This window comes from Streptomyces sp. NPDC001507 (assembly GCF_042894765.1).
Lineage (GTDB): Bacteria > Actinomycetota > Actinomycetes > Streptomycetales > Streptomycetaceae > Streptomyces.
Map to the genome: position 1 here is coordinate 476263 of NZ_JBIAVV010000005.1, position 19101 is coordinate 495363.

The window sequence follows — 19101 nt, forward strand, 5'->3', positions numbered from 1 at the left end:
AACTTACCCAAATAGTGCGATTCGAGTGTTCTGTGGGCCGGTGCCAGCGTGGCGTACGGCCGGGGTCACGCGGGGGCGTCCGGGCCGCCGGGGCCGAGGAAGTCGAAGTCGTCGTTGCCGGTCGTTCCGCCGGTGCCGTCGGTGTTGCCGACGCCGTCGACGCGGCCGTCGTCGTCGGGGTCGTCGACCTGACCGGCCACCGGATCGCTGTTGCCCCAGCCGCCGTCGGCGAGGGCTGGGGCGGCGCCGCAGAGGGCGACGAGGGCGGCGGTGACGGCTATGAAGGTGCGGCGGGGGAGCATGGAGCCTCCGGCGGGCGATCGGTGCGGACCTGACTATGGGCCACGCTAGGAGGGGTGTGCGGGGGGCGCCTTCTGCGGTGAGCCGAAGGGGGGGCGAGGGCAGTGGTCCGTGTGCCGGCCGGTGGGGGCTTGTCGCGCAGTTCCTCCCCCAGCCTTCGGCCGGGGGTACCCCCAGCGCCCCTGAAGGGGCGCACTGCGGCGCCCCGTTTTTTCAGGGGCGCGGGGAACTGCGCGAGCAACCCCTGCGCACCCGCAGCCGCGCAACCCACCGCACCCCCCCTTACGGCAGCGTCAACGTCGCCAACGCCCCGCCGTCGATCGCGTTCGCGAAAGACAACCGAGCCCCCAGCACCTCCGCCTGCCCCACCGCGATCGTCAGCCCCAGCCCGTGGCCCTTCGCCCCGCCCTCCGTCCGGAACCGCTGCGGTCCGTGGACCACCAGGTACTCGGGATAGCCGTCGCCGTGGTCCCGCACGGTGACCTCGTTCCCCTCCACCGTCAGCACCACGGGCCCGCGCCCGTGCCGGTGCGCGTTGGCGACGAGGTTCCCCAGCACGCGCTCCAGCCGCCGCCGGTCGGTCTCGACCCACACGTCCCGTACGACCTTCACCTCGGTCTCCGTCCCGGACGCCCGCACCACCCGCTCGGCCAGCGCGCCCAGCGCCTCCGCGTCGGTCTCCAGCCGCTCCCGTCCCGCGTCGAGGCGGGAGATCTCAAGGAGGTCCTCGGTGAGCGTGCGCAGCGCCGCCACCCGGTCCCGCACCAGTTCCGTCGGCCGCCCCGGCGGCAGCAGTTCCGCCGCCGCGTGCAGCCCCGTCAGCGGCGTCCGCAGCTCGTGCGCCACGTCGGCCGTGAACCGCTGCTCGCTCAGCAGCTTGCTCTGCAGCGACGCCGCCATGCCGTCCAGTGCGGCGGCGACCGCGGCCACCTCGTCCTGCGGGCGGGTCGGGTCCTTGGTACGGGGGTCGTGCACACGGGCGTCCAGGTCACCGGCGCTGATCCGCCGGGCCACCTGTGCGGTGCCGTGCAGCCGCCGGGTCACCCGGGTCACCGCGAACGCGCCGACCAGCAGCGTCGCCCCGATGGCCAGCGCCGACGACCAGAGGATGGAGCTGTCCAGGCCGGCGATGGTGCGGGCCTGCTGGGAGTAGTCGACGGCCACGGCGAGCGTCCGGTGGCCGTCGGCCGGGCCCGCCGCCCACATCGTGGGGCGGCCGTCGTCCCGGGCGACCATCGTGCCGCGGTCCCCGGAGAGCGCCAGCGCCCGCAGCTGCGCGGGCAGCCCTCGCGGGTCGACGCGGGCGCCCCGCGGCAGCGCGTCCCCCGCCTCGTACGCGCCCGTCGCCTCCGTGAGCCGGTCAAGGGCCTGGTCGCGGGCCTGGGTGACGGTCTGGTCGGTGACCGACACGTGCACCAGGACGCCGAGCAGCGCGGCCAGCGCACAGCACATCACCGTGATGAACGCGGCCGACTTCGCCGCCAGCGTGCCGGCCCAGCGCGGGAGCCTCACCGCGCGCCCGCCGAGGCCGACGGCACCGGCCGGCGGGTGTGGTGCCCGTGCCCCTTGCCGGTGCGCTGGAACTCGTCCCGGGAGAACACCATCGCCTTCCGCCCCGGGTCCCACACCCAGGTCGTCCGGTACTCGTACCCGCTGATCCCGGCCGGCGACCGCACGATCACCGTCCGCCCGGCCAGCTCGACGCCGATGATCGCGTCGTCGTCGTCGAGGACCTGCTGGAGCCGGTGGTTCTCGACGGTGTACACGCGCACCGCGGTCTGGTTGGTCGGGTACAGCCGGAAGCCGAGCGTCAGCTCGTCCCGCCCGTCCCCGGTGAGGTCCCGGTAGTACGGCTTCAGCAGCGGGCAGCGCGCCCCGCCGCCGCCCGCCGTGCACTCCTTCATCCGCTCCGCGGTCCCGTGGTACGCCCCCGTGGAGCCGTAGTCCGCCGGGTCAGCGGCGATCTCCGCCCGTACGACGGTCACCGGGTCCACCCGGCGGATGTCGTCGCCGGGCACCGTGATCCCCTTCACGGTCTTCGTGCTGCCCTCGTCATAGGGCCAGGCCGGGCTGGACGCCGGCCGCAGGTCGGGCCAGAGCTTCGCGGGGCTGACCGCGGTCGGTGCCGCCCCGGCCCCGCGCAGTCCGCCGGAGTCGCCGCAGCCGGCCGCGGTCACCGCCAGCAGGGCGACGGCGGCCGCGGTCACGGCGGTACGGGCGGGACGACGGGCTGGCACGCTGCTCCTGGCTCGGCGGGGTCGGTGGTCGATGGGCGGGAGGCCCCGTACACCTTATTCGCAGATTTGTAGGGAAGTCCTTTTTGCGCCTGGGGGCCGCCGGTGCACGGGAGAGGCTACTCGGCGAGGTCCTCCAGGAGGCGGGCGGTGGACAGACCGGCCCGCAGGTAGGCCACGAACAGCTCGTTGTGCAGCGCCCAGGGCGAGCGCCGGGCCCGGACCAGCCGGATCGCCTCCTCGGCCGTACGCCCCTGGTGGACCAGCGCCTGCGCGACCACCAGCCCCGACCGGTTGTACCCGCTGTAGCAGCGCACCAGCACCGACCGCCCCGCGTCCAGGGCCTCGCAGGCCGCCCGTGCGAGCCGCATCACCCCGGCGAGCTGGGTGCCGTCCAGCGGCCCGTCCGGTATCGGCCACACATGGTGCTCGACCCCGTCGGCCGGACCGTGCCCGGGCATCCGCAGCAGGCTCTGCACCAGATCGAACTCGTCCCGCACCACGGCAGCCTCCAGCCGCCCCGAACGCGCCCGGAACTCGTGCCCGCCCATCCACAAACCGGGCAGCACCTCGCTCCAAGGACTGTCCGGAGCCGGCACCTCGTACTGCTCCCCACGGATCCGCACCCGGCGCCTCCCCGCTGCGCGCGCCAACCCCTGTCAAAGGTAGCGGGGTTCTTGCCCCTGGAGCACCCCGCCTGTTCCCATGGTCGAGGGGTGATGACGCAATGACCGGACTGCGCGTCGTGCCGGCCTGGCGGCACGGTCAGGAGCGACTGTACGTATGCCTCGCGGACGGAAGGAACATCGCCTGGTACGACCGGGAGGCGGGCCGGGTCAACCTGCTCAGCGAGGAGCGGCGCGACGACGTGCTGGAGACCCTGGGGCCGTTCCTGACCGGCCCGGTCACGATCGGCCCGCCGCCCGTGCCGACCCCCGCGGAGCTGGCCCGGCTGACCCTGCATCCCGACGACGACCTGGCGCCCAACCGCCCCGGTGAGGCACTGCTGGTCGCCCTCGACCGGGACCCCGGCCCGGCCCACCGGCTGCGCCCCGACCCGCGCCGCCGCGCCCTGACCGCCGAACAGACCGTCGGTGACGCCCTGGACCGCCTGGACGGCGCCGGCTGGCACGCCCTGCACTCCGTCCCGCTGCCCGGCGGCGACCGCCTGCACCACCTGCTGATCGGGCCGGGCGGCCTGTTCTGCGTGCACTCTCTCTACGCCCGCAAGCAGAAGGTCCTGATCGCCGACCCGATGATCACACTGGGCCGGCGTGAGCCCCAGCCGCTGCTGCGCCGCCTGCGGGCGGACGCCGACCGGGCCTCGTACGCCCTCACGGCCGAGGTCCGCCCGGTGCTGGCCCTGACCGAACCAGCGGACGTCCGGCTGACCGCCCCGCCGCGCGAGGTCCACGTCCTCCGCGACCGTGACCTGGACACCCTGTCCCGCCTGGGCGGGGTGCTCAAGCCGGCGGACGTGGAGGCCCTGCACGCGATGGCGCGGGACCGGAACACCTGGGGGAGGGTGTAGGGCCCTCGGGGGCTTGCAGGACCGCAGGGGTACTCGGGGCCTTCACGGCAGCGTCGCCGCGCGCCCCGCGTCCAGCAGCGGGGCGAGCAGGTCCCCGTGGTCCTGGACGCGCGGCGCGATGTCCCCCGCCCGGAACACCAGCTGTCCCGCCGTCCGGCACTCGGCGACCTCCTCCCACGTGACCGGCGCCGACACCGTCGGCTCCCGCCGCGCCCGCACCGTGTACGGGGTGGCCGTCGTCTTCCGCCCCGCGTTCTGGCTCCAGTCCACGAACACCTTCCCCGGCCGCAGACTCCGCGTCATCCGGTGCACCACCAGCCGCGGCAGCGCCCGCTCCGCCTCCACCGCCAGCGCCTTCGCGTACTCGCTGACCCGCTCGCTGGACGACCCCCGCACCGCCGCCAGCAGATGCAGCCCCTTCGACCCGGCCGTCTTGGCGTACGCCTCGATCCCGTCCGCAGCCAGCCGCTCCCTGAGCCACAGCGCGACCTCGCAGCACTGCACCACCGTGGCGGGCGCACCGGGGTCCAGGTCGAAGACGATCCGGTCGGCCTCGTCCGGCGTCCCCACCAGCCACTGGTGCGTGTGGAACTCGGTGACCAGGTTCGCCGCCCACATCAGGCTGGCGAGGTCCTGCACCAGCACCATCCGGGCCGCCCCCTCCGACCGGCGCACCTCGGCGGTCGTGACCCACTCGGGCGTACCCGGCGGCACGTTCTTGGCGAAGAAGACCTGGCCGTCAGGACCGTCCGGGTACCGGAGGAACGAGACCGGCCGGTCCCGCAGGTGCGGCAGCAGGACCCCGGACGCCGTCGCGTAGTAGTGCAGCAGCTCGCCCTTGGTGAACCCGGTCGCCGGATACAGCACCTTCTCCAGATTGCTGAGCGCGACCCTTCGCCCGTCCACCTCTGTGATCGGCGTCATACGATGACAATCTCATACAAACACCTGGTATTCGGACGGAGGGAAGCCGCACGTGCGATCCATCTGGAACGGCGCGATCTCCTTCGGGCTCGTCAGCATCCCGATCAAGCTGGTGAACGCCACGGAGAGCCACTCGATCTCCTTCCGTCAGGTCCACACCGAGGACAACGGCCGCATCCGGTACCGCAAGTTCTGCGAGCTGGAGGACCGCGAGGTCACCCAGTCGGAGATCGGCAAGGGGTACGAGGAGGCCGACGGGACGATCGTCCCGATCACCGACGAGGACCTGTCCCACCTGCCCATCCCCACCGCCCGCACGATCGAGATCGTCGCGTTCGTCCCGGCCGACCGGATCGACCCGCTCCAGATGGACGCCGCGTACTACCTGGCGGCCTCCGGGGCCCCGGCCGCGAAGCCGTACACCCTCCTGCGCGAAGCCCTCAAGCGCAGCAACAAGGTGGCCATCGCGAAGTACGCCCTGCGCGGCCGCGAACGCCTCGGCATGCTCCGGGTGGTCGGCGACGCCATCGCCATGCACGGCCTGCTCTGGCCGGACGAGGTCCGCGCGCCCGAGGGGGTCGCCCCCGACGTCGACGTCAGGGTCCGCGACAAGGAACTCGACCTCGCGGACGCCCTGATGGACACCCTCGGCGAGGTCGACCTGGAGGACCTGCACGACGAGTACCGGGAGGCGCTGGAGGAGGTCGTCGCCGCGAAGGCGGCCGGCGAGACCCCGCCGGAGGCCCCCGAGCCGGCGAAGGGCGGCAAGGTCCTCGACCTGATGGCGGCCCTGGAGAAGAGCGTACGGGCGGCGAAGGAGTCGCGGGGCGAGGGCGCCGAGGCGGCGGAGACCGAGGAGGCGCAGGTCACGACGCTGCCGAGCAAGAAGTCCGCGTCCGCGGCGAGGAAGACGGCGGCGAAACGGCCGACGGCGAAGGAGGCGGCGACGACGAAGAAGGCGGCGTCGGCCAAGAAGGCGGCGACGGCCAAGACGGCGAAGAAGGCGACGGCCACGAAGTCCACCGCCAAGAAGACGCCGGCGAAGAAGGCGGCTGCCAAGAAGACGGCTGCATCCCGCAAGCGCTCCGCGTGAGAGCGCCCCGAAGGGGCGCGAGGGAACTGCGCGACCGGCCACGAAGATGCTGCAGCCGGCTGAGCGCCTGGCCCGTGTCCGGTGCGAATCCCGGCTCCTCTGACGGGTAGTCACCGTGGCGGCCGTGGGCCCGCCTGCGGGCGGGGTTGGTTATCGCCATTCGCAATAGTGCATATTCCGGCATTCTGCTGGATATGGTGCGGAACCGGAGCAATGCTGGACGACGGGGGAGGTCCGCCGCACGGCGGCCGGACAGTTTGTCGTCCCCACTCGTGAAGGCACTGTCATGCGCGCACTGCATTTCCACCCCCTCGGCCGGACCCGCGCCCTGTCACTGACCCAGGTACGCGCCCCCGCGGCGGAGACCCGCAGGCCCGCCGACACGACGGCCAGGACCACCTCGGGGCCGCCCGGTGAGACGCGTGCCGCCGGTGCCGTGCCCGGCCTGTCCGCCGCGGAGGGCGGACTGCTGCTGATCCGGCTGACCTTCGGACTGCTGCTGGCAGGCCACGGTGCGCAGAAGCTGTTCGGCATCTTCGGCGGGTCGGGCCTGACGGCCACCGGCAGAGGCTTCGACGCCCTCGGCTACCACCCGGGCAAGGTCTTCGCCGCGATCGGAGGTCTCTCCGAACTCTGCGGCGGCCTCGGTCTCGCGGTCGGACTGCTCACCCCGCTGGCGGCCGCGGCCGTCATCGGCGTGATGATCAACGCCATGGTGACCGTGAGCGGCGCCCACGGCCTGTGGATCCAGAACGGCGGGGTCGAGTACAGCGTCTCCATCTGCGTCGTCGCCCTCGCCCTCACCGCCATCGGCCCGGGCCGGTTCTCCCTCGACCGCTTCTTCCCCTGGCGTTCGGGCGGCTGGTTCCCGGCCGCCGTCGCGCTCGGTGTGGGCGGCATCGGTGCCGCGGTCGCGCTGAGCATCTGAGTGGTCTTGCCGCCGCTCCGTGCGCGTGGCACGCCGAGCGGCGGGGTCCCGCCTCCTACATTCCTCCTACATTCCGGCTGAGCTCGGTTTCCCTGGGAGAGACGTGACCCGGTCCCGCACCCGTTCCGCGCACGCCCTGCGGGTCGCGGGCCTGCTCCTCGCCACCGGCTGGCTGGCCGGCTGCGGCAACCTCACACCGGCCGCGGACCCCTCCGGCAGCCCGCGGCCCGTGCCCCGGGCGGGCGACAGCACCCCGGCCGGACCGCGGCTGCAGGACCCGCCGGAACTGGTCAGCCGTAACGGCCTGTTGAAGGCGGCCATCGTGGTGGAACGCCGGAAGGTGCAGGTCGGCGACCGTCGGCTGTACGCCACCACCTACAACGGGGCGTACATGCCGCCCACCCTGCGGGTGCGGCCCGGTGACCGCATCGACCTCACGATGACCAACCGCATCGACGCCGACACCAACCTGCACACGCACGGGCTGCACGTCTCGCCGCGCAGCCCCTCCGACGACATCTTCGTCGCCATCAAGTACAACCACGCGTACCACTACAGGTACCAGCTGCCGTTCAACCATCCGACCGGCACGTTCTGGTACCACTCGCACGCGGACATGACGTCCGCCCCGCAGGTCGCCGGCGGCGAGTCGGGCGTCATCGTCGTCGAGGGCCTCCAGCAGCACCTGCCCCCGTCGCTGCGCCGCATCACCGAGCACACGATCGCGTTCAAGGACTTCCAGGTCGAGGGCGACTCGATCAAGACACACGACCTCGAGATCGGGGCGCCCACGAACCGCACGGTCAACGGCCAGCAGAACCCGGTGATCCGCATCCGGCCCGGGGAGACCCAGCTCTGGCGGCTCGCCAACATCGGGGCGAACATCTACTACAAGCTCCACCTCCAGGGCTCCCGCTTCCGCGTGATCACCCAGGACGGCATCCCCGTCCGCAAGGCGTACGACCAGGACACGATCGTGATCCCGGCGGGAGCGCGCTTCGACGTCCTGGTCCAGGGCGGCCGGCCCGGTGTCACGCGGCTGGAGACCCTGCGGTACGACACCGGCCCGGCCGGGAACAAGTTCCCCCGGGCCGACCTCGCCACCGTCGTCACCGGCGGCACGCCCGTGCACCGCGCCACCCTGCCGACCGGCATCGCCCCGCACGAGGACCTGAGCAACGCGAAGATCGCGGTCCGCAGGACCGTCGTCCTCACGGAGAACAAGGCCGGCACGAAGTACTACATCGACGGCCGGCTGTACGACCCGCACCGGACCGACTTCACCGGCACCCTCGACACCGTCGAGGAGTGGACCGTCCGCAACGACTCGGACGAGACCCACTCCTTCCACATCCACACCAACGACTTCCAGCTCATGAGCATCAACGGAAAGGCCCACGACCCGTCCCACGCCTGGTACGACACCATCGACGTACCCGTGCGCGGCAAGGCGGTCCTCCGCATCCACTACACCGACTTCACCGGCAGGACCGTGGTGCACTGCCACATCCTCAACCACGAGGACAAGGGCATGATGGCCGTCCTGGACATCGTCGCGCCCCACGCGGACTCGCCCGGCAAGTGACCGGCGGGCGGGACGGCCGACCGGGGCGGTCCTGCGGGGCTGCCGTCCGGGGCCGCGGTCGTACGCTGGACGGGAACAGACCTGGCTCGCAGCTGGGAGGGCCGGCACGGTGCTCAGCACGCATGTTCCCGACCTGGCCGCGCTGGAACTGCTGCTCGGCGTCGCCCGGGAAGGCAGCCTGAACAGCGTCGCCCGGAAGGCCGGAGTGAGCCAGCAGGCCGTCTCGGCGCGGATCCGCGCGATGGAGAAACAGACCGGGGTCACCCTCGTGCACCGGACCCCGCGCGGGTCCACCCTGACCGTCGAAGGCGTCATGATCGCGGAGTGGGCCGCCCGGCTGCTGGACGTCGCGGCCGACATGGACGCCGGGATCGCGGCCCTGCGGACCGGCCAGCGCACCCGGCTCCGGGTGAGCGCCAGCTCGACCATCTCCGAACTGCTCCTGCCGGGCTGGCTGGCGTCCTTCCGCGCGGAGACCCCCGAGGGCGGCGACGCCCCGGAGATCGTCCTGACCTACGCCAACACCGCCATGGTCGTCACGCACGTCACCGAGGGCATCGCGGACATCGGCTTCACGGAGGGCCCGCAGCAGCCCCCCGGGCTGCACGGCAGGGCCGTCGGCCACGACCGCCTCGCCGTCGTCGTCGCTCCCGGGCATCCATGGGCGCGCCCGCGGATCGTCGGCGCCGCCGAACTGGCCCGCACCCCGCTGGTGAGCCGGGAAGCCGGGTCCGGGACCCGGGACACCTTCGCGGCCGCGCTGGCCGCCGTCCTCGGTCCCGGGGCCGAGCAGGCGCCGGCGGCGCTGTCGCTGTCCACCACCGCGGCGATCCGGGCGGCCGCGCTGGCCGGCGCGGCTCCCGCGGTCATCAGCGAACTCGCCGTCGCCGACGACCTGGCGGAGGGCCGGCTCGTCGCCGTACGGACGCCGGAACTCGACCTCCGCCGCACCCTGCGCGCCGTCTGGGACGGCGCCACCAGCCCGCCCAGCGGCGCGGCACGCGACCTGATCGCCCACATCCTCAGCCGCCGGAACCGGCAACGCGACGGCGCACGGACCCGCCGACCGGGGACGGCGGCCGGCGGGTCGTAGCGCGGCGGCGGGCCGCGGGGTGTGGCGCGGCGGGTTCGGGGTGTGGCGCGGCGGGTCCGGGGTGTGGCGCGGCGGGTCCGGGGTGTGGCGCGGATGGGTCCGGGGTGTGGCGCGGATGGGTCCGGGGTGCAGCGCGGCGGGGCGCTGGGTGTGGCGCGGATGGATCGCGGGGTGTGGCGCGGCGGGTCGTGTCGCGGTCGGCGCTACAACCCCTGCTTGTATCCCGGCAACCCTGAGCCCACTACCAGCGGCTCTCCACGGGTGCGACGGTCGAATCAAGAGCCTCCGTCACCAAGGCCCACCCCGCATCGGGCCGAACCGGACCGCATCGGACCACCGCGGTGACGGTCGCCGGGTCCACCCCGGAAGGAACGCCATGAGCACCGACCTGCCCGCACGCCGGCCCACCACACCCCGCGACGACACCGCACCCGGCCACGCCGACCGGTCCGGACGCCCCGAAGCGGCGACGCCGCCGATCGCCTTCCTGGGCACCGGGCGGATGGGCGGACCGATGGCCGCCAACCTGGCCCGCGCCGGCTTCGACGTACGGGTGTGGAACCGCACCGCCGACCGCGCCGCCCCCCTCATCGCCACCGGCGCCGTCGTGGCACCCACCCCGGCGGACGCCGTCCGGGGCGCCGGGATCCTCATCACCATGCTCACCGACGGTCCCGCCACCGAACGGGCGGCCACCGGGCCGGACGGCTTCCTGGCCGCCGCTCCCGGGATGGTCTGGGTGCAGATGGGGACCATCGGGGCCGACTGGACGGCCCGGCTGGCACGCACCGCCGCCCGCTCCGGCGTGACCTTCGTGGACGCCCCGGTCTCCGGCAGCGAGGGCCCGGCCCGGGCCGGGCAGCTCGTCGTACTGGCCAGCGGCCCCGAGCGGAGGCGGACCCAGCTCGCCCCGGTGTTCGCCGCGCTCGCCAAGGCCACCGTCTGGCTGGGGCCGGCCGGCAACGGCACCAGCGCCAAGCTGGTCCTCAACAACTGGCTCGTGGACCTCGCCGAGACCACCGCCGAGACCCTCTCCTTCGCCCGCCGGCTCGGCCTGGACCCCGGCGCGATCGTGGACCTGCTGCAGTCGACGCCGCTCGGGTCGCCGTATGCCATGCAGAAGGCCGCCACCATGCTGACCGGCGACTTCACCCCCGCCTTCGCACTCCGGGACGCGCTCAAGGACGCGGAGCTCGCGGTGCAGGCCGCGCAGGCCAGCGGTACCGAACTCGCCCTCACCCAGGCGCTGCTGCCGCGCTGGCGGCACGCCGCGGAACGGCACGCCGACGACGACCTGGCCGCGGTGTACACCACCGCCTGACCAGGCACCGCACCTGAGAGGACCCCGGTCATGACCGCACATGCCGGCCCGTCGGCCCCAGCGCTCCCCGCGCACCCACTGCCCCGGCCGTCGGGTTCGGGCCGGCGCGGGGACACGGCCGCGGCGGACGCCTCCGCCACCGAGCACCACCGGCTGGGACTCGCGCTGATCCTCGTCGCGGCCTTCATGGTGGTGCTCGACTTCAGCATCGTGAACGTCGCTCTGACGTCGATCCAGCACGAACTCGGCATCTCGGCCGCCTCGGTGCAGTGGGTGGTCACGGCCTACGCGATCACCTTCGGCGGGCTGCTGATCCTCGGCGGACGGGCCGGGGACCTCTACGGGCGGCGCCGCATGTTCATGGTCGGGATCGGCGTCTTCACCGCAGCGTCGCTGTCCGGCGGGCTCGCGCAGGACCCGCTGCTCCTGATCGCGTCGCGCATGGTGCAGGGGTGCGGCGCCGCGATGGTCGCGCCCGCCGCGCTCTCCCTGATCACCACGGGTTTCCCCGAGGGCCCGCGACGGACCCGCGCGCTGGGCCTGTACGGCGCGACCGCGTCGGTCGGCTTCGTCGCCGGGCAGGTGCTCGGCGGGGTCCTGGTGGAGTTCTCCAGCTGGCGCTCGGTGTTCCTGGTGAACATCCCGGTCGGGATCGCCGCCCTGCTGCTGTCCCGCCGGCTCCTGCGCGAGTCGAGGCTGAGCCGGGCCGGGCGGCACCTGGACACGGCCGGCGCGGTGCTCGTCACCGGGGCCGTCGCAGCGCTGGTCTACGCCGTCTCCCAGGCCGCGACCACCGGGCTGGGATCCGCCGGCGTGCTGATTCCGCTCGGACTGTCGGTCCTGGGGTTCGCGGCGTTCCTCGAAGTCGAGCAACGGCGTGCCGATCCGCTCGTCCGCCCCGCGCTGCTGCGCACCTGCGGGCTGCGCAGCGCCGGAGCCCTGATGCTGCTGCTAGGCCTGTGGAACGGCGGGGAGATGCTGGTGCTCTCCGTGTACCTCCAGGAAGACCTGCACATGTCCCCGCTCGCGGCCGGCCTGGTGATCGCCCCGCAGGGGATCGTCGGCCTGGTGACCGGGCTGCTCGGTGCCCGGCTGGCGCGGCACGTCGGCATCCAGCGCGTGCTGGTGCTCGCCGCCCTCGCAGCCACCGCCGGTTTCGTGGTCCTGACCCAGCTGCCGTCGGCCGGGGGCTACCGTCCGACGCTGGCGGCCGTGGTACTGGTCGGGCTCGGCACCGCCGGCACGGCGTTCGGCAGCATGGTGACCGCCAGCTCGGGCGTCGCGGACCGCGACCAGGGCCTGGTGGGCGGTGTGATCAACATGAGCCGGCAGCTGGGCGCGGCCCTGGGGGCGGCGCTGCTCCCGGCCATCGCCGACGCCGTGGACCGCACCGGCCACAGCAGCACCGTGGTCGGCGACCGCGCAGCCATGCTCGCCGGAGCGGCAGCGGCCGGCCTCGCCACCCTGGTGGCCCTCCACGCCCGCCGGCGGTGCCCTGACAAGCCCCCCGCAGCAAGGATCCCGACCCCGGCCTGAGGCCCGCCGGCCCGGCCGCACCCGTCATCTGTCCTGCGGGCGCCGTCGGCTGTGCCGCAGCCGCCCGGCGCAGGCGGCGGCGACGAAGAACGAGCCGCCCGCTGCCATCGGGACATGGGAGGCGAAGGGCTGGAGCGGGGGGTGCTCGAGGAAGGCCCGGTCGAGGGCGATCCCGAGCAGGGCGGCGGGCAGCGTGATCGCCCACAGGAGCAGTACGAGCAGCCATGTGCTCCGGGCGCTCAGCCAGGAAGTCATTGCGTCATCATGCACGCGGACCCCTGGCCCCGACAGCCCCCGTCGCTCCGGGGTATCCGCATGGACAGCGCTCCCCCGGTCCGCCAGCTGTGAAACCCGTACACCCCCACCGCCCAGTACAGGACAGCGCCCCGTACTCGATGGGGCGCTACGTGTGACTGCCGCCAACGGGCCCGTTCAGGGCGATGTCGTCGGCGTAGTAGTCGCCTTGCGCGTACCAGCCGTGCACGTAGATCGTCGCGCTGGTCTGGGAGGCGCCCGTGGTGAAGGAGACGGTCAGCGGGCTGAACGTTGACGGGGAGGTGACCCAGGTGGAGGCGCCGCCGTTCACGCCCAGGTAGACGTTGGAGCCGCGGACCCAGCCGGTGAGCGAGTAGGTGGTGTCCGGCCGTACCGCGACGGTCTGGTCGCACTGCCCGGTGCCGTTCGAACTCACCTTCCCCTGGAGGGCCTTGGCCCCCGTGTGGACGGGGGCGGAGACGATCGAGCCCGGGTTTCCGGCACAGTTCCACGGCGAGAGGCCGCCCGACTCGAAGCCGGGGTTGGCCAAGGCGCCTGCGACCCCGGTCGCGCTCGGGGCAGCCGACGTGGGGGTCGCCGAGGCCGGATCGGTCGATGCGCTCGATGCGCTCGCCGAGGGTGCGGTCGGGGCGGCCTCGGTGGCGCCGGGGACCAGGAGGGCGCAGCCGAAGCCGACCACGGCTGCCGCGGCGACCGCGATCACCACGGCCGCCCGGCGCTGTCCGGGCCCCAGGCGCGGGCGGTCCGCGAGGCGGGGGACAGGCGGGAGTTCCTCTGTCTCGCCGTCGGCGGGGTCATGGGCGACGGGTGCGATCACGGCGGCACGCCCGCGGTAGTCGTCGTCCTGGCGGATGTCGTCGAGCAGCTGGGCCAGCGCGTCGGTGTTGCGCATGCGCAGCACGCGGATGGGTTCCAGCGCGGTGCGGTCGTCCGGTGCGTCGGACGCGGGCGGTGTGGGCACCGTGCTCTCCTTCCGTCCCCTGGCACAGCGCCAGGGCTGTTCCGGCGGAATTCATACGCAGCGCCCACTGCGGACGTTCAGCCGGGCCCGGCCGAAGAAGCCACGCCCGACGCCTTTTGCAGAGCCGTCCGGGCCGTCCGGGCCGTCTGCGGCGCGACCCTCCGACGGCCCTCGGCTGCCGCGTCAACCGTCACCCTGCTCGACGTCCAGATGGACCGGGCCCCGAAGAACGGGGCTGCGCCGGTACGGCGGCGGGTCGACGACCAGCCTGGGCCGGTCGAGGCGGCGGACCAGCTCGGTCAGCGCGATCTGGGTCTCCCGCCGGGCGAGTGGGCCGCCGAAGCAGAGGTGGATGCCGCTGCCGAAGCCGAGGTGCTGGTTGTCGTGCCGGTCGGGGTCGAAGCGGTCCGGGTCGTGGAAGCGGTTCGGGTCGCGGCTGCCCGAGGCCAGCATCAGCATGATCTGCGAGCCCTGGGGGATGACGGTGTCGGCGACGGTGACGTCGCTGTACGCGGCCCGCCAGGGGATGATGTGCACGGGCGGTTCGTAGCGCAGGAGTTCCTCGACCAGTGGCACGATCAGGTTCGGTTCGTCGCGCAGGCGTTGCAGCACGTGGGGGTGGCGCAGCAGGGTCAGCATGCCGTTGGTGATGAGGTTGACGATGGTCTCGTGACCGGCGATCAGCAGCAGTTTGGCGGTGGCGACGATGTCGGCGTCGGTCATCCGCCCGTCCGGCCCGTCGTCGTTGGCCAGCCGTGACAGCAGGTCGTCGCCGGGGTGGCTGTGGCGCTGTTCCACCAGCCGGCCGAGGCACTGGCGCAAGTCATTTCGGGCCCGCACGCCGTTGTCCAGCCTCGCCTTCGGGTCGGTCTCGGGGTCGTAGTCGACGGAGTTCATGATGTCGTTCACCCAGCGGCGGAACCGCGGTTCGTCCTCGCGGGGCACGCCGAGCAGGTGGCAGACCACGGTGACGGGGAGCGGGAAGGCGAGGTCGTCGACGACGTCGATCCGCTCCTTGCCCGCCAGCTCGTCGACCAGGCCGCCGACGGTGGCGGTCAGGAAGCCTTCGAGCCCGGTCACCAGCCCCGGGGTGTGCGGGGGGCCGAAGTGGCGCATCGCCATCCGCCGCAGGCGGTCGTGCTCGGGCGGGTCCATGTGGATGAACGACGACGGGGCCCCTCCCTCGCCCGAGGGCGTCGGACGCGACAGATTGCGCACGTCGGAACTCAGACGTGGGTCGTTGAGCACGTCCGTGATCTCGCGGTAGGTGCTGACGACGTAGCTGCCGTCCTCCTGCCGGGCCACCGGCGTTCCGCGCAGCTCGGCGTAGAGCGGGTACGGGTCGGCCCGGGCGGAGTAGTCGAGGATCCGGCGCAGCATGTCGGGCGTCCCGGTCGAGGCTGTCCGGCCTTCCTTCTCCTGCTGATGGCAGCGGCGGTGGCGGTGCGCGGCCGTGACGCGGCGCTCGCCCGGGTCGTGTCCGGTGACGACCACGGTGGCGCCCTGGGCGAGCAGGGCGGGGCCGGGGAAGTCGACAGAGACCGGTTTCATGTCCGTCGGCTGGTCCGGCGTGGGGCAGCGGGGCGGGAAGGGCGCGGCAGCCTCGATCCACCGTCGGTAGTGGTCCAGCCACTTGCCGTTGTCGAAGCTCACGGCAGCCGTGACGCGGCCCCGATAGCCGTACGCGGCGACGAAGCGGTGGTCGGACACCGATCCCTGGCTGACGACCACCTCGTCGGCGAAGGTGGGCACACCGACGGACTTGATGTTGACGCCGAACTGGATCGACCAGAACCGCGGGATGGACAGGTGGGGCCGGTGCTCCGCCTGGCCGTTGACCATGTTGTGGGCGGCGACCTCGGCCTGCTCCACGGCGTTGGCCCAGTGCTCCAGCGACATGAGCCGGTACCCGTAGGTGGGGTTCGGGCAGCGCGCCACGTCCCCGGCGACGAAGACGTGGTCGGTGACGCGGCCATGGACATCGAGGGCGCGGCACCCCGTGTCACACGTGACTCCCCACCCGCCCGCCGCCAGTCCCGACCCCTGCAGCCACTCGGTGTTGCGGATGCTTCCGAGTGCCACCACCGCCACGTCGGCGTCGACGGTGCTGCCGTCGTCGAAGTGGGCACGGCGCAGCCGTCCCTGGGCGTCACCCTCCAGCCGGGTGACCTTGACCCCGCACCGCAGGTCGACGCCGTGGGCGCGCTGCATCTGGGCCGCCACCTCGCCGATCATCGCACCGAGCGCACCGGCCAGCGGGTACGGCGCGAGTTCGGCGACGGTCACCGGGATGTCCCGCTCCCGGCAGACGGAGGCGATCTCGGAACCGGTGAACCCCGAGCCGATGACCAGCACCCGGGAGGGCCCGGCGGCGAGAGCACGCCGCAGCCCCTCGGCGTGCTCACGGGTCCGCACGACGAACACTCCGTCCAGCGCCGCCTCGGACTCCACGAACCACGGCCGGGCCCGCACCCCCGTGGCGATCAGCACCCGGTCGAAGGGGACCTCCCGCCCGTCGGCCAGCCGCACCTGGTCGGCGCCCAGGTCGAGACCGCTCGCCGGTACCCCGAGCAGCCACTCCGCGTCGATGTCCCGCCGCCGCGGCAGCGTGGTGCCGTCGGCCGGCACCAACCCGGTCAGCACCTGCTTGGACAAGGGAGGCCGGTCGTAGGGCTCGCCCAGCTCGTCACCGATCATCGTCAGCGACCCGGTGAAACCCTCGTCGCGCAGAGACTCCGCGGCCCGCAAACCCGCCAGCGACGCCCCCACGACCACGATGCGGCCGTCGCGCTTGAACGCACGCAGGTCATCGACACCGGTCATGACGGCGCCGCCTCCAACGGTGCCTCCCGGCGCTCCGCCGGGCGACCAGAACGTACATCAGCGCTTCCTCACCGTGCGTAGGGAACGCCGTCAGAGCCAGGAACGCCTCAGGCCGACGCGACTCCGGCGTGCGCGACGAGGGAGGATCCGGCTGCTGCCCACCCCTGCGAGGCGCGTGGGGGCGCACTGCACTCGCCGGGCCTCCGAGGAAAGATCTGATCATCGCGACCAAGGATGTCGGCGCATGACCAGGGACGTATTCTCGATTGCGGCAGCACTTTTGCTACGTACGCGGTGCTCTTTCGGTGATACGTGAGCCGCGCTCTTTTGGATTGCCGTTCGCAGGAAACCGTGTGACACGGTGCGCCGGAATACCGTCAGAGAATCAGCGTAACAGCGGCACCGATACCGGCGAGTCCGGCGTTGCTGCGTTGACCGGAGCGTGGCGCCAACACCTGCCTCGGTGTGCCACTCAGCCTCCCGCGCACAACAGCGTGATCAAATCAGAACATGGCATCGTCCTGGACCGGTCATCGGGTCCGCCTACGCGCTGTCGAGCCCGAAGACTGGACGGCTTTCATGCGCTTCGCCGACGCCGACGGGCGGCGAGGGAGTCGGCTGGATCTGCCGCGGAGCGCCGAGGGCTACCGTGCCTGGGCGAAGGAGCAGGCCGTGGCCGAGAGCACTGACGACCGCTTCCGGTTGGCAGTCGAGGCGACGGCCACGGGGGAGTTGGTCGGCACAGTCGGCTCGCATCGCACCGGCCCTCGTTCCGGCTGGTTCGAGTGTGACGTCACGATCGGCGCCGAGCACCGGCGCGAGGGTTACGCGGCAGAAGCCATGACGCTGCTGCTGCGCTTCATGTTCGCCGAGCGGCGCTACCACAAATGCCTGGCAGCGATCGTCGCTCACAACGAGGCGTCGCTGGCACTTTTCCGCCGGCTCGGTTTCACCGAGGAGGGACGCCTGCGGGAACACCTCTTCTTCGCCGGCCGGCACCACGACCTCGTCATGATGGGCATGCTCGCCAACGAACTCGACCAGCGAAACACGGAGAGTGAGGCATGAGCTGCAGGCGGCCTGCCGCCGAGAGCCGGACTCGGACTGCCCTCACTCGCGCAAGGCGGCGCGCAGGCGCAGGCCGACCGTTGCGAGGCCTTCGAGGGTGGTGACCTGGTAGCCGGGTCCTGGCCCGGGCGGCTCGCTGAGGTGGTGGCGGCGGGCGGTCTGCGCGGTCAGGAGCGTCAGCATCGCCATGGCCAGCGAGGCTCCTTCGCAGCCGTGCGGCCCGGTGCCGAAAGCGAGGAAGGCGCCGGGTCTCGTCGGCGAGCCCGCATCATCGAGCCAGCGCTCGGGCCGGAACCGGTCCGGTTCGGAGTATTCCCGCGCGTCGCGTTGGGCGGTGTAAGGGCAGACGAGAACGGTGGACCCTGCGTCGATGGTGTAGTCGGCGAGCTGGGTCTGCCGCGGGACGTGCCGGGTCAGTAGCCAGCTCGGGGGGTACAGCCGGAGCACCTCACTCACCAGCGCCTCGGTGTACCGCAGGCTGCCGAGGTGGGTGCTGGTCGTCGCGGCCGGGTCCGCGGGCAGCGAGGCTGCTTCGGCCGCGACGCGGTCCGCCGCCCCGGGGTGCCGGGCCAGGTGGAGCAGGATCCAGCCGGCCGCCCGGGACGGGGTCTCGAAGGTGGCGACGGTGATTCCGGGGAGCGTGTCGAGGACGGCCTCCTCCGGCAGCAGGCCGTAGTGGGGGGAGGGCCGGAGCATCTGTCCCAGCACGTCCTCACCGAGCCGGCCCGATGAACGACGCCGGTGGACGATGGGCCGCAGAGCGTCCGTGAAGGCGACTTGCTGCCGGGTGCGGAACCGCCGCCCCGGTGTGGGAACCCAGCGCGGCCATTCCCAGCGGGAGGGTCGTACGAGCACCTCCCGCGCAAGGAAGAGCTGGAAGGCGTAGGGCAGCAGGGTGGGAGCGTCCTCGCCGAAGAGATAGTGCACGCCGATCTCCGCCAGGGCGTGCCGGACCGGCGGAAGGATCTCCACGTCCTGGCCCGTCGGCAACTGGTCGGCGAACCGAGCGGTCCGGGGCGCGATCTCCCCGATCCGGGCCGCGACCGCCTGCGCACGCAGTCCGCGCATACGGGCGGCGTGAGCGTACCCGCGCTCCTCGGGCGTCGGTTCTCCGCTCGACCGCTTCAGGGGCGGGAAGAGCGGTGAGGGGGCCTTGGGGAAGTCGTGCGCCCGACGCAGGACCGCCTCACACGACTCGGCCGCGGCCGCCACATAGACACCCGGCTCCAGCTCCCAGACGTCCCCGCACTCCTCGGCACCACGGCGCGCCATCCCCAGCCGGTCGCGACTCCAGGCCGCGAAACTCCCGTCGGGCAACCGCGGCGGCTCGTTCCTTCCGCCCATGAGACCGTCCCTGGCCCTCGGCAACGTGACCACGATCCGGCGGGCGCCCTCTGGGCACCCGCCGGAAACGCGCTCGGTCCTAGT

The 19101-nt window shown here is 72.9% G+C and carries 16 protein-coding genes and 2 pseudogenes; 8 read left to right on the forward strand and 10 right to left on the reverse strand.

What is annotated here, in order from left to right:
• Positions 1-65 precede the first annotated feature (65 nt).
• The 4 genes from ACFY0K_RS19385 to ACFY0K_RS19400 all read right to left on the reverse strand — a co-directional run bounded on the left by ACFY0K_RS19385 (position 66) and on the right by ACFY0K_RS19400 (position 3133).
• Positions 66-302 carry a hypothetical protein gene (locus ACFY0K_RS19385; RefSeq protein WP_390640851.1) on the reverse strand — a complete coding sequence of 79 codons (237 nt, stop codon included), beginning with the start codon at positions 300-302 and terminating at the stop codon, positions 66-68.
• Positions 303-582: 280 nt separating this feature from the next.
• Positions 583-1752: an ATP-binding protein gene (locus ACFY0K_RS19390; protein ID WP_390640971.1), complete on the reverse strand. Its 1170-nt coding sequence runs from the start codon at positions 1750-1752 to the stop codon at positions 583-585.
• A 56-nt stretch (positions 1753-1808) separates the two neighbouring features.
• Positions 1809-2537, reverse strand: a complete 729-nt coding sequence (locus ACFY0K_RS19395; protein ID WP_390640852.1) for a hypothetical protein — start codon at positions 2535-2537, stop codon at positions 1809-1811.
• 116 nt (positions 2538-2653) lie between these two features.
• On the reverse strand, positions 2654-3133 hold the full coding sequence (locus ACFY0K_RS19400) for a protein phosphatase (RefSeq protein ID WP_382731568.1): 480 nt from the start codon (positions 3131-3133) through the stop codon (positions 2654-2656).
• Between the two features lie 128 nt (positions 3134-3261).
• On the opposite strand from ACFY0K_RS19400, the gene ACFY0K_RS19405 reads away from it, so the two are divergent.
• Positions 3262-4065: a nuclease-related domain-containing protein gene (locus ACFY0K_RS19405; RefSeq protein ID WP_390640853.1), complete on the forward strand. Its 804-nt coding sequence runs from the start codon at positions 3262-3264 to the stop codon at positions 4063-4065.
• A 42-nt stretch (positions 4066-4107) separates the two neighbouring features.
• On the opposite strand, the gene ligD is transcribed toward ACFY0K_RS19405, so the two are convergent.
• The gene (gene ligD, locus ACFY0K_RS19410) at positions 4108-4989 is read right to left on the reverse strand and encodes a non-homologous end-joining DNA ligase (protein ID WP_390640854.1); all 882 of its coding nucleotides are present in this window, start codon (positions 4987-4989) and stop codon (positions 4108-4110) included.
• A 52-nt stretch (positions 4990-5041) separates the two neighbouring features.
• On the opposite strand from ligD, the gene ACFY0K_RS19415 reads away from it, so the two are divergent.
• From ACFY0K_RS19415 to ACFY0K_RS19440, 6 genes are all read left to right on the forward strand, one after another.
• Entirely contained in the window at positions 5042-6082 is a 1041-nt protein-coding gene (locus ACFY0K_RS19415; RefSeq protein WP_390640855.1) for a Ku protein, read from the forward strand.
• Between the two features lie 286 nt (positions 6083-6368).
• Positions 6369-7010: a DoxX family protein gene (locus tag ACFY0K_RS19420; RefSeq protein WP_390640856.1), complete on the forward strand. Its 642-nt coding sequence runs from the start codon at positions 6369-6371 to the stop codon at positions 7008-7010.
• Positions 7011-7113: 103 nt separating this feature from the next.
• Positions 7114-8595 (forward strand): multicopper oxidase family protein, encoded by a 1482-nt coding sequence (locus ACFY0K_RS19425; protein WP_390640857.1) that lies wholly within the window; start codon positions 7114-7116, stop codon positions 8593-8595.
• A gap of 109 nt (positions 8596-8704) precedes the next feature.
• Entirely contained in the window at positions 8705-9688 is a 984-nt protein-coding gene (locus ACFY0K_RS19430; RefSeq protein WP_390640858.1) for a LysR family transcriptional regulator, read from the forward strand.
• A 376-nt stretch (positions 9689-10064) separates the two neighbouring features.
• Positions 10065-11009, forward strand: coding sequence for an NAD(P)-dependent oxidoreductase (locus ACFY0K_RS19435; protein WP_390640859.1), 945 nt, complete (start codon positions 10065-10067; stop codon positions 11007-11009).
• A gap of 30 nt (positions 11010-11039) precedes the next feature.
• A complete protein-coding gene (locus ACFY0K_RS19440; RefSeq protein WP_390640860.1) occupies positions 11040-12545 on the forward strand; it encodes an MFS transporter in 1506 nt (501 codons plus the stop codon).
• A gap of 24 nt (positions 12546-12569) precedes the next feature.
• On the opposite strand, the gene ACFY0K_RS19445 is transcribed toward ACFY0K_RS19440, so the two are convergent.
• From ACFY0K_RS19445 to ACFY0K_RS19460, 4 genes and pseudogenes are all read right to left on the reverse strand, one after another.
• Positions 12570-12800 carry a hypothetical protein gene (locus ACFY0K_RS19445; RefSeq protein ID WP_390640862.1) on the reverse strand — a complete coding sequence of 77 codons (231 nt, stop codon included), beginning with the start codon at positions 12798-12800 and terminating at the stop codon, positions 12570-12572.
• A gap of 160 nt (positions 12801-12960) precedes the next feature.
• Positions 12961-13353: pseudogene (locus ACFY0K_RS19450) on the reverse strand (carbohydrate binding domain-containing protein); the annotation flags it as partial.
• Positions 13354-13965: 612 nt separating this feature from the next.
• Positions 13966-15162: a cytochrome P450 gene (locus ACFY0K_RS19455; protein WP_390640972.1), complete on the reverse strand. Its 1197-nt coding sequence runs from the start codon at positions 15160-15162 to the stop codon at positions 13966-13968.
• Positions 15163-15237: 75 nt separating this feature from the next.
• Positions 15238-16605: pseudogene (locus ACFY0K_RS19460) on the reverse strand (NAD(P)/FAD-dependent oxidoreductase); the annotation flags it as partial.
• A gap of 510 nt (positions 16606-17115) precedes the next feature.
• On the opposite strand from ACFY0K_RS19460, the gene ACFY0K_RS19465 reads away from it, so the two are divergent.
• Positions 17116-17673, forward strand: coding sequence for a GNAT family N-acetyltransferase (locus tag ACFY0K_RS19465; RefSeq protein ID WP_390640863.1), 558 nt, complete (start codon positions 17116-17118; stop codon positions 17671-17673).
• Positions 17674-17715: 42 nt separating this feature from the next.
• On the opposite strand, the gene ACFY0K_RS19470 is transcribed toward ACFY0K_RS19465, so the two are convergent.
• A complete protein-coding gene (locus ACFY0K_RS19470) occupies positions 17716-19017 on the reverse strand; it encodes a cytochrome P450 (RefSeq protein WP_390640864.1) in 1302 nt (433 codons plus the stop codon).
• Between the last annotated feature and the right edge of the window lie 84 nt (positions 19018-19101).

What these genes read in the sequence shown, in the direction of transcription:
- ACFY0K_RS19470 (WP_390640864.1), bottom strand. Translation starts at nt 19,017, where the DNA reads ATGGGCGGAAGGAACGAGCCGCCGCGGTTGCCCGACGGGAGTTTCGCG.
- ACFY0K_RS19405 (WP_390640853.1), top strand. Translation starts at nt 3,262, where the DNA reads ATGACCGGACTGCGCGTCGTGCCGGCCTGGCGGCACGGTCAGGAGCGA.
- ACFY0K_RS19435 (WP_390640859.1), top strand. Translation starts at nt 10,065, where the DNA reads ATGAGCACCGACCTGCCCGCACGCCGGCCCACCACACCCCGCGACGAC.
- ACFY0K_RS19455 (WP_390640972.1), bottom strand. Translation starts at nt 15,162, where the DNA reads ATGCTGCGCCGGATCCTCGACTACTCCGCCCGGGCCGACCCGTACCCG.
- ACFY0K_RS19420 (WP_390640856.1), top strand. Translation starts at nt 6,369, where the DNA reads ATGCGCGCACTGCATTTCCACCCCCTCGGCCGGACCCGCGCCCTGTCA.
- ACFY0K_RS19445 (WP_390640862.1), bottom strand. Translation starts at nt 12,800, where the DNA reads ATGACTTCCTGGCTGAGCGCCCGGAGCACATGGCTGCTCGTACTGCTC.
- ligD (WP_390640854.1), bottom strand. Translation starts at nt 4,989, where the DNA reads ATGACGCCGATCACAGAGGTGGACGGGCGAAGGGTCGCGCTCAGCAAT.
- ACFY0K_RS19385 (WP_390640851.1), bottom strand. Translation starts at nt 302, where the DNA reads ATGCTCCCCCGCCGCACCTTCATAGCCGTCACCGCCGCCCTCGTCGCC.
- ACFY0K_RS19440 (WP_390640860.1), top strand. Translation starts at nt 11,040, where the DNA reads ATGACCGCACATGCCGGCCCGTCGGCCCCAGCGCTCCCCGCGCACCCA.
- ACFY0K_RS19390 (WP_390640971.1), bottom strand. Translation starts at nt 1,752, where the DNA reads ATGTGCTGTGCGCTGGCCGCGCTGCTCGGCGTCCTGGTGCACGTGTCG.
- ACFY0K_RS19465 (WP_390640863.1), top strand. Translation starts at nt 17,116, where the DNA reads ATGGCATCGTCCTGGACCGGTCATCGGGTCCGCCTACGCGCTGTCGAG.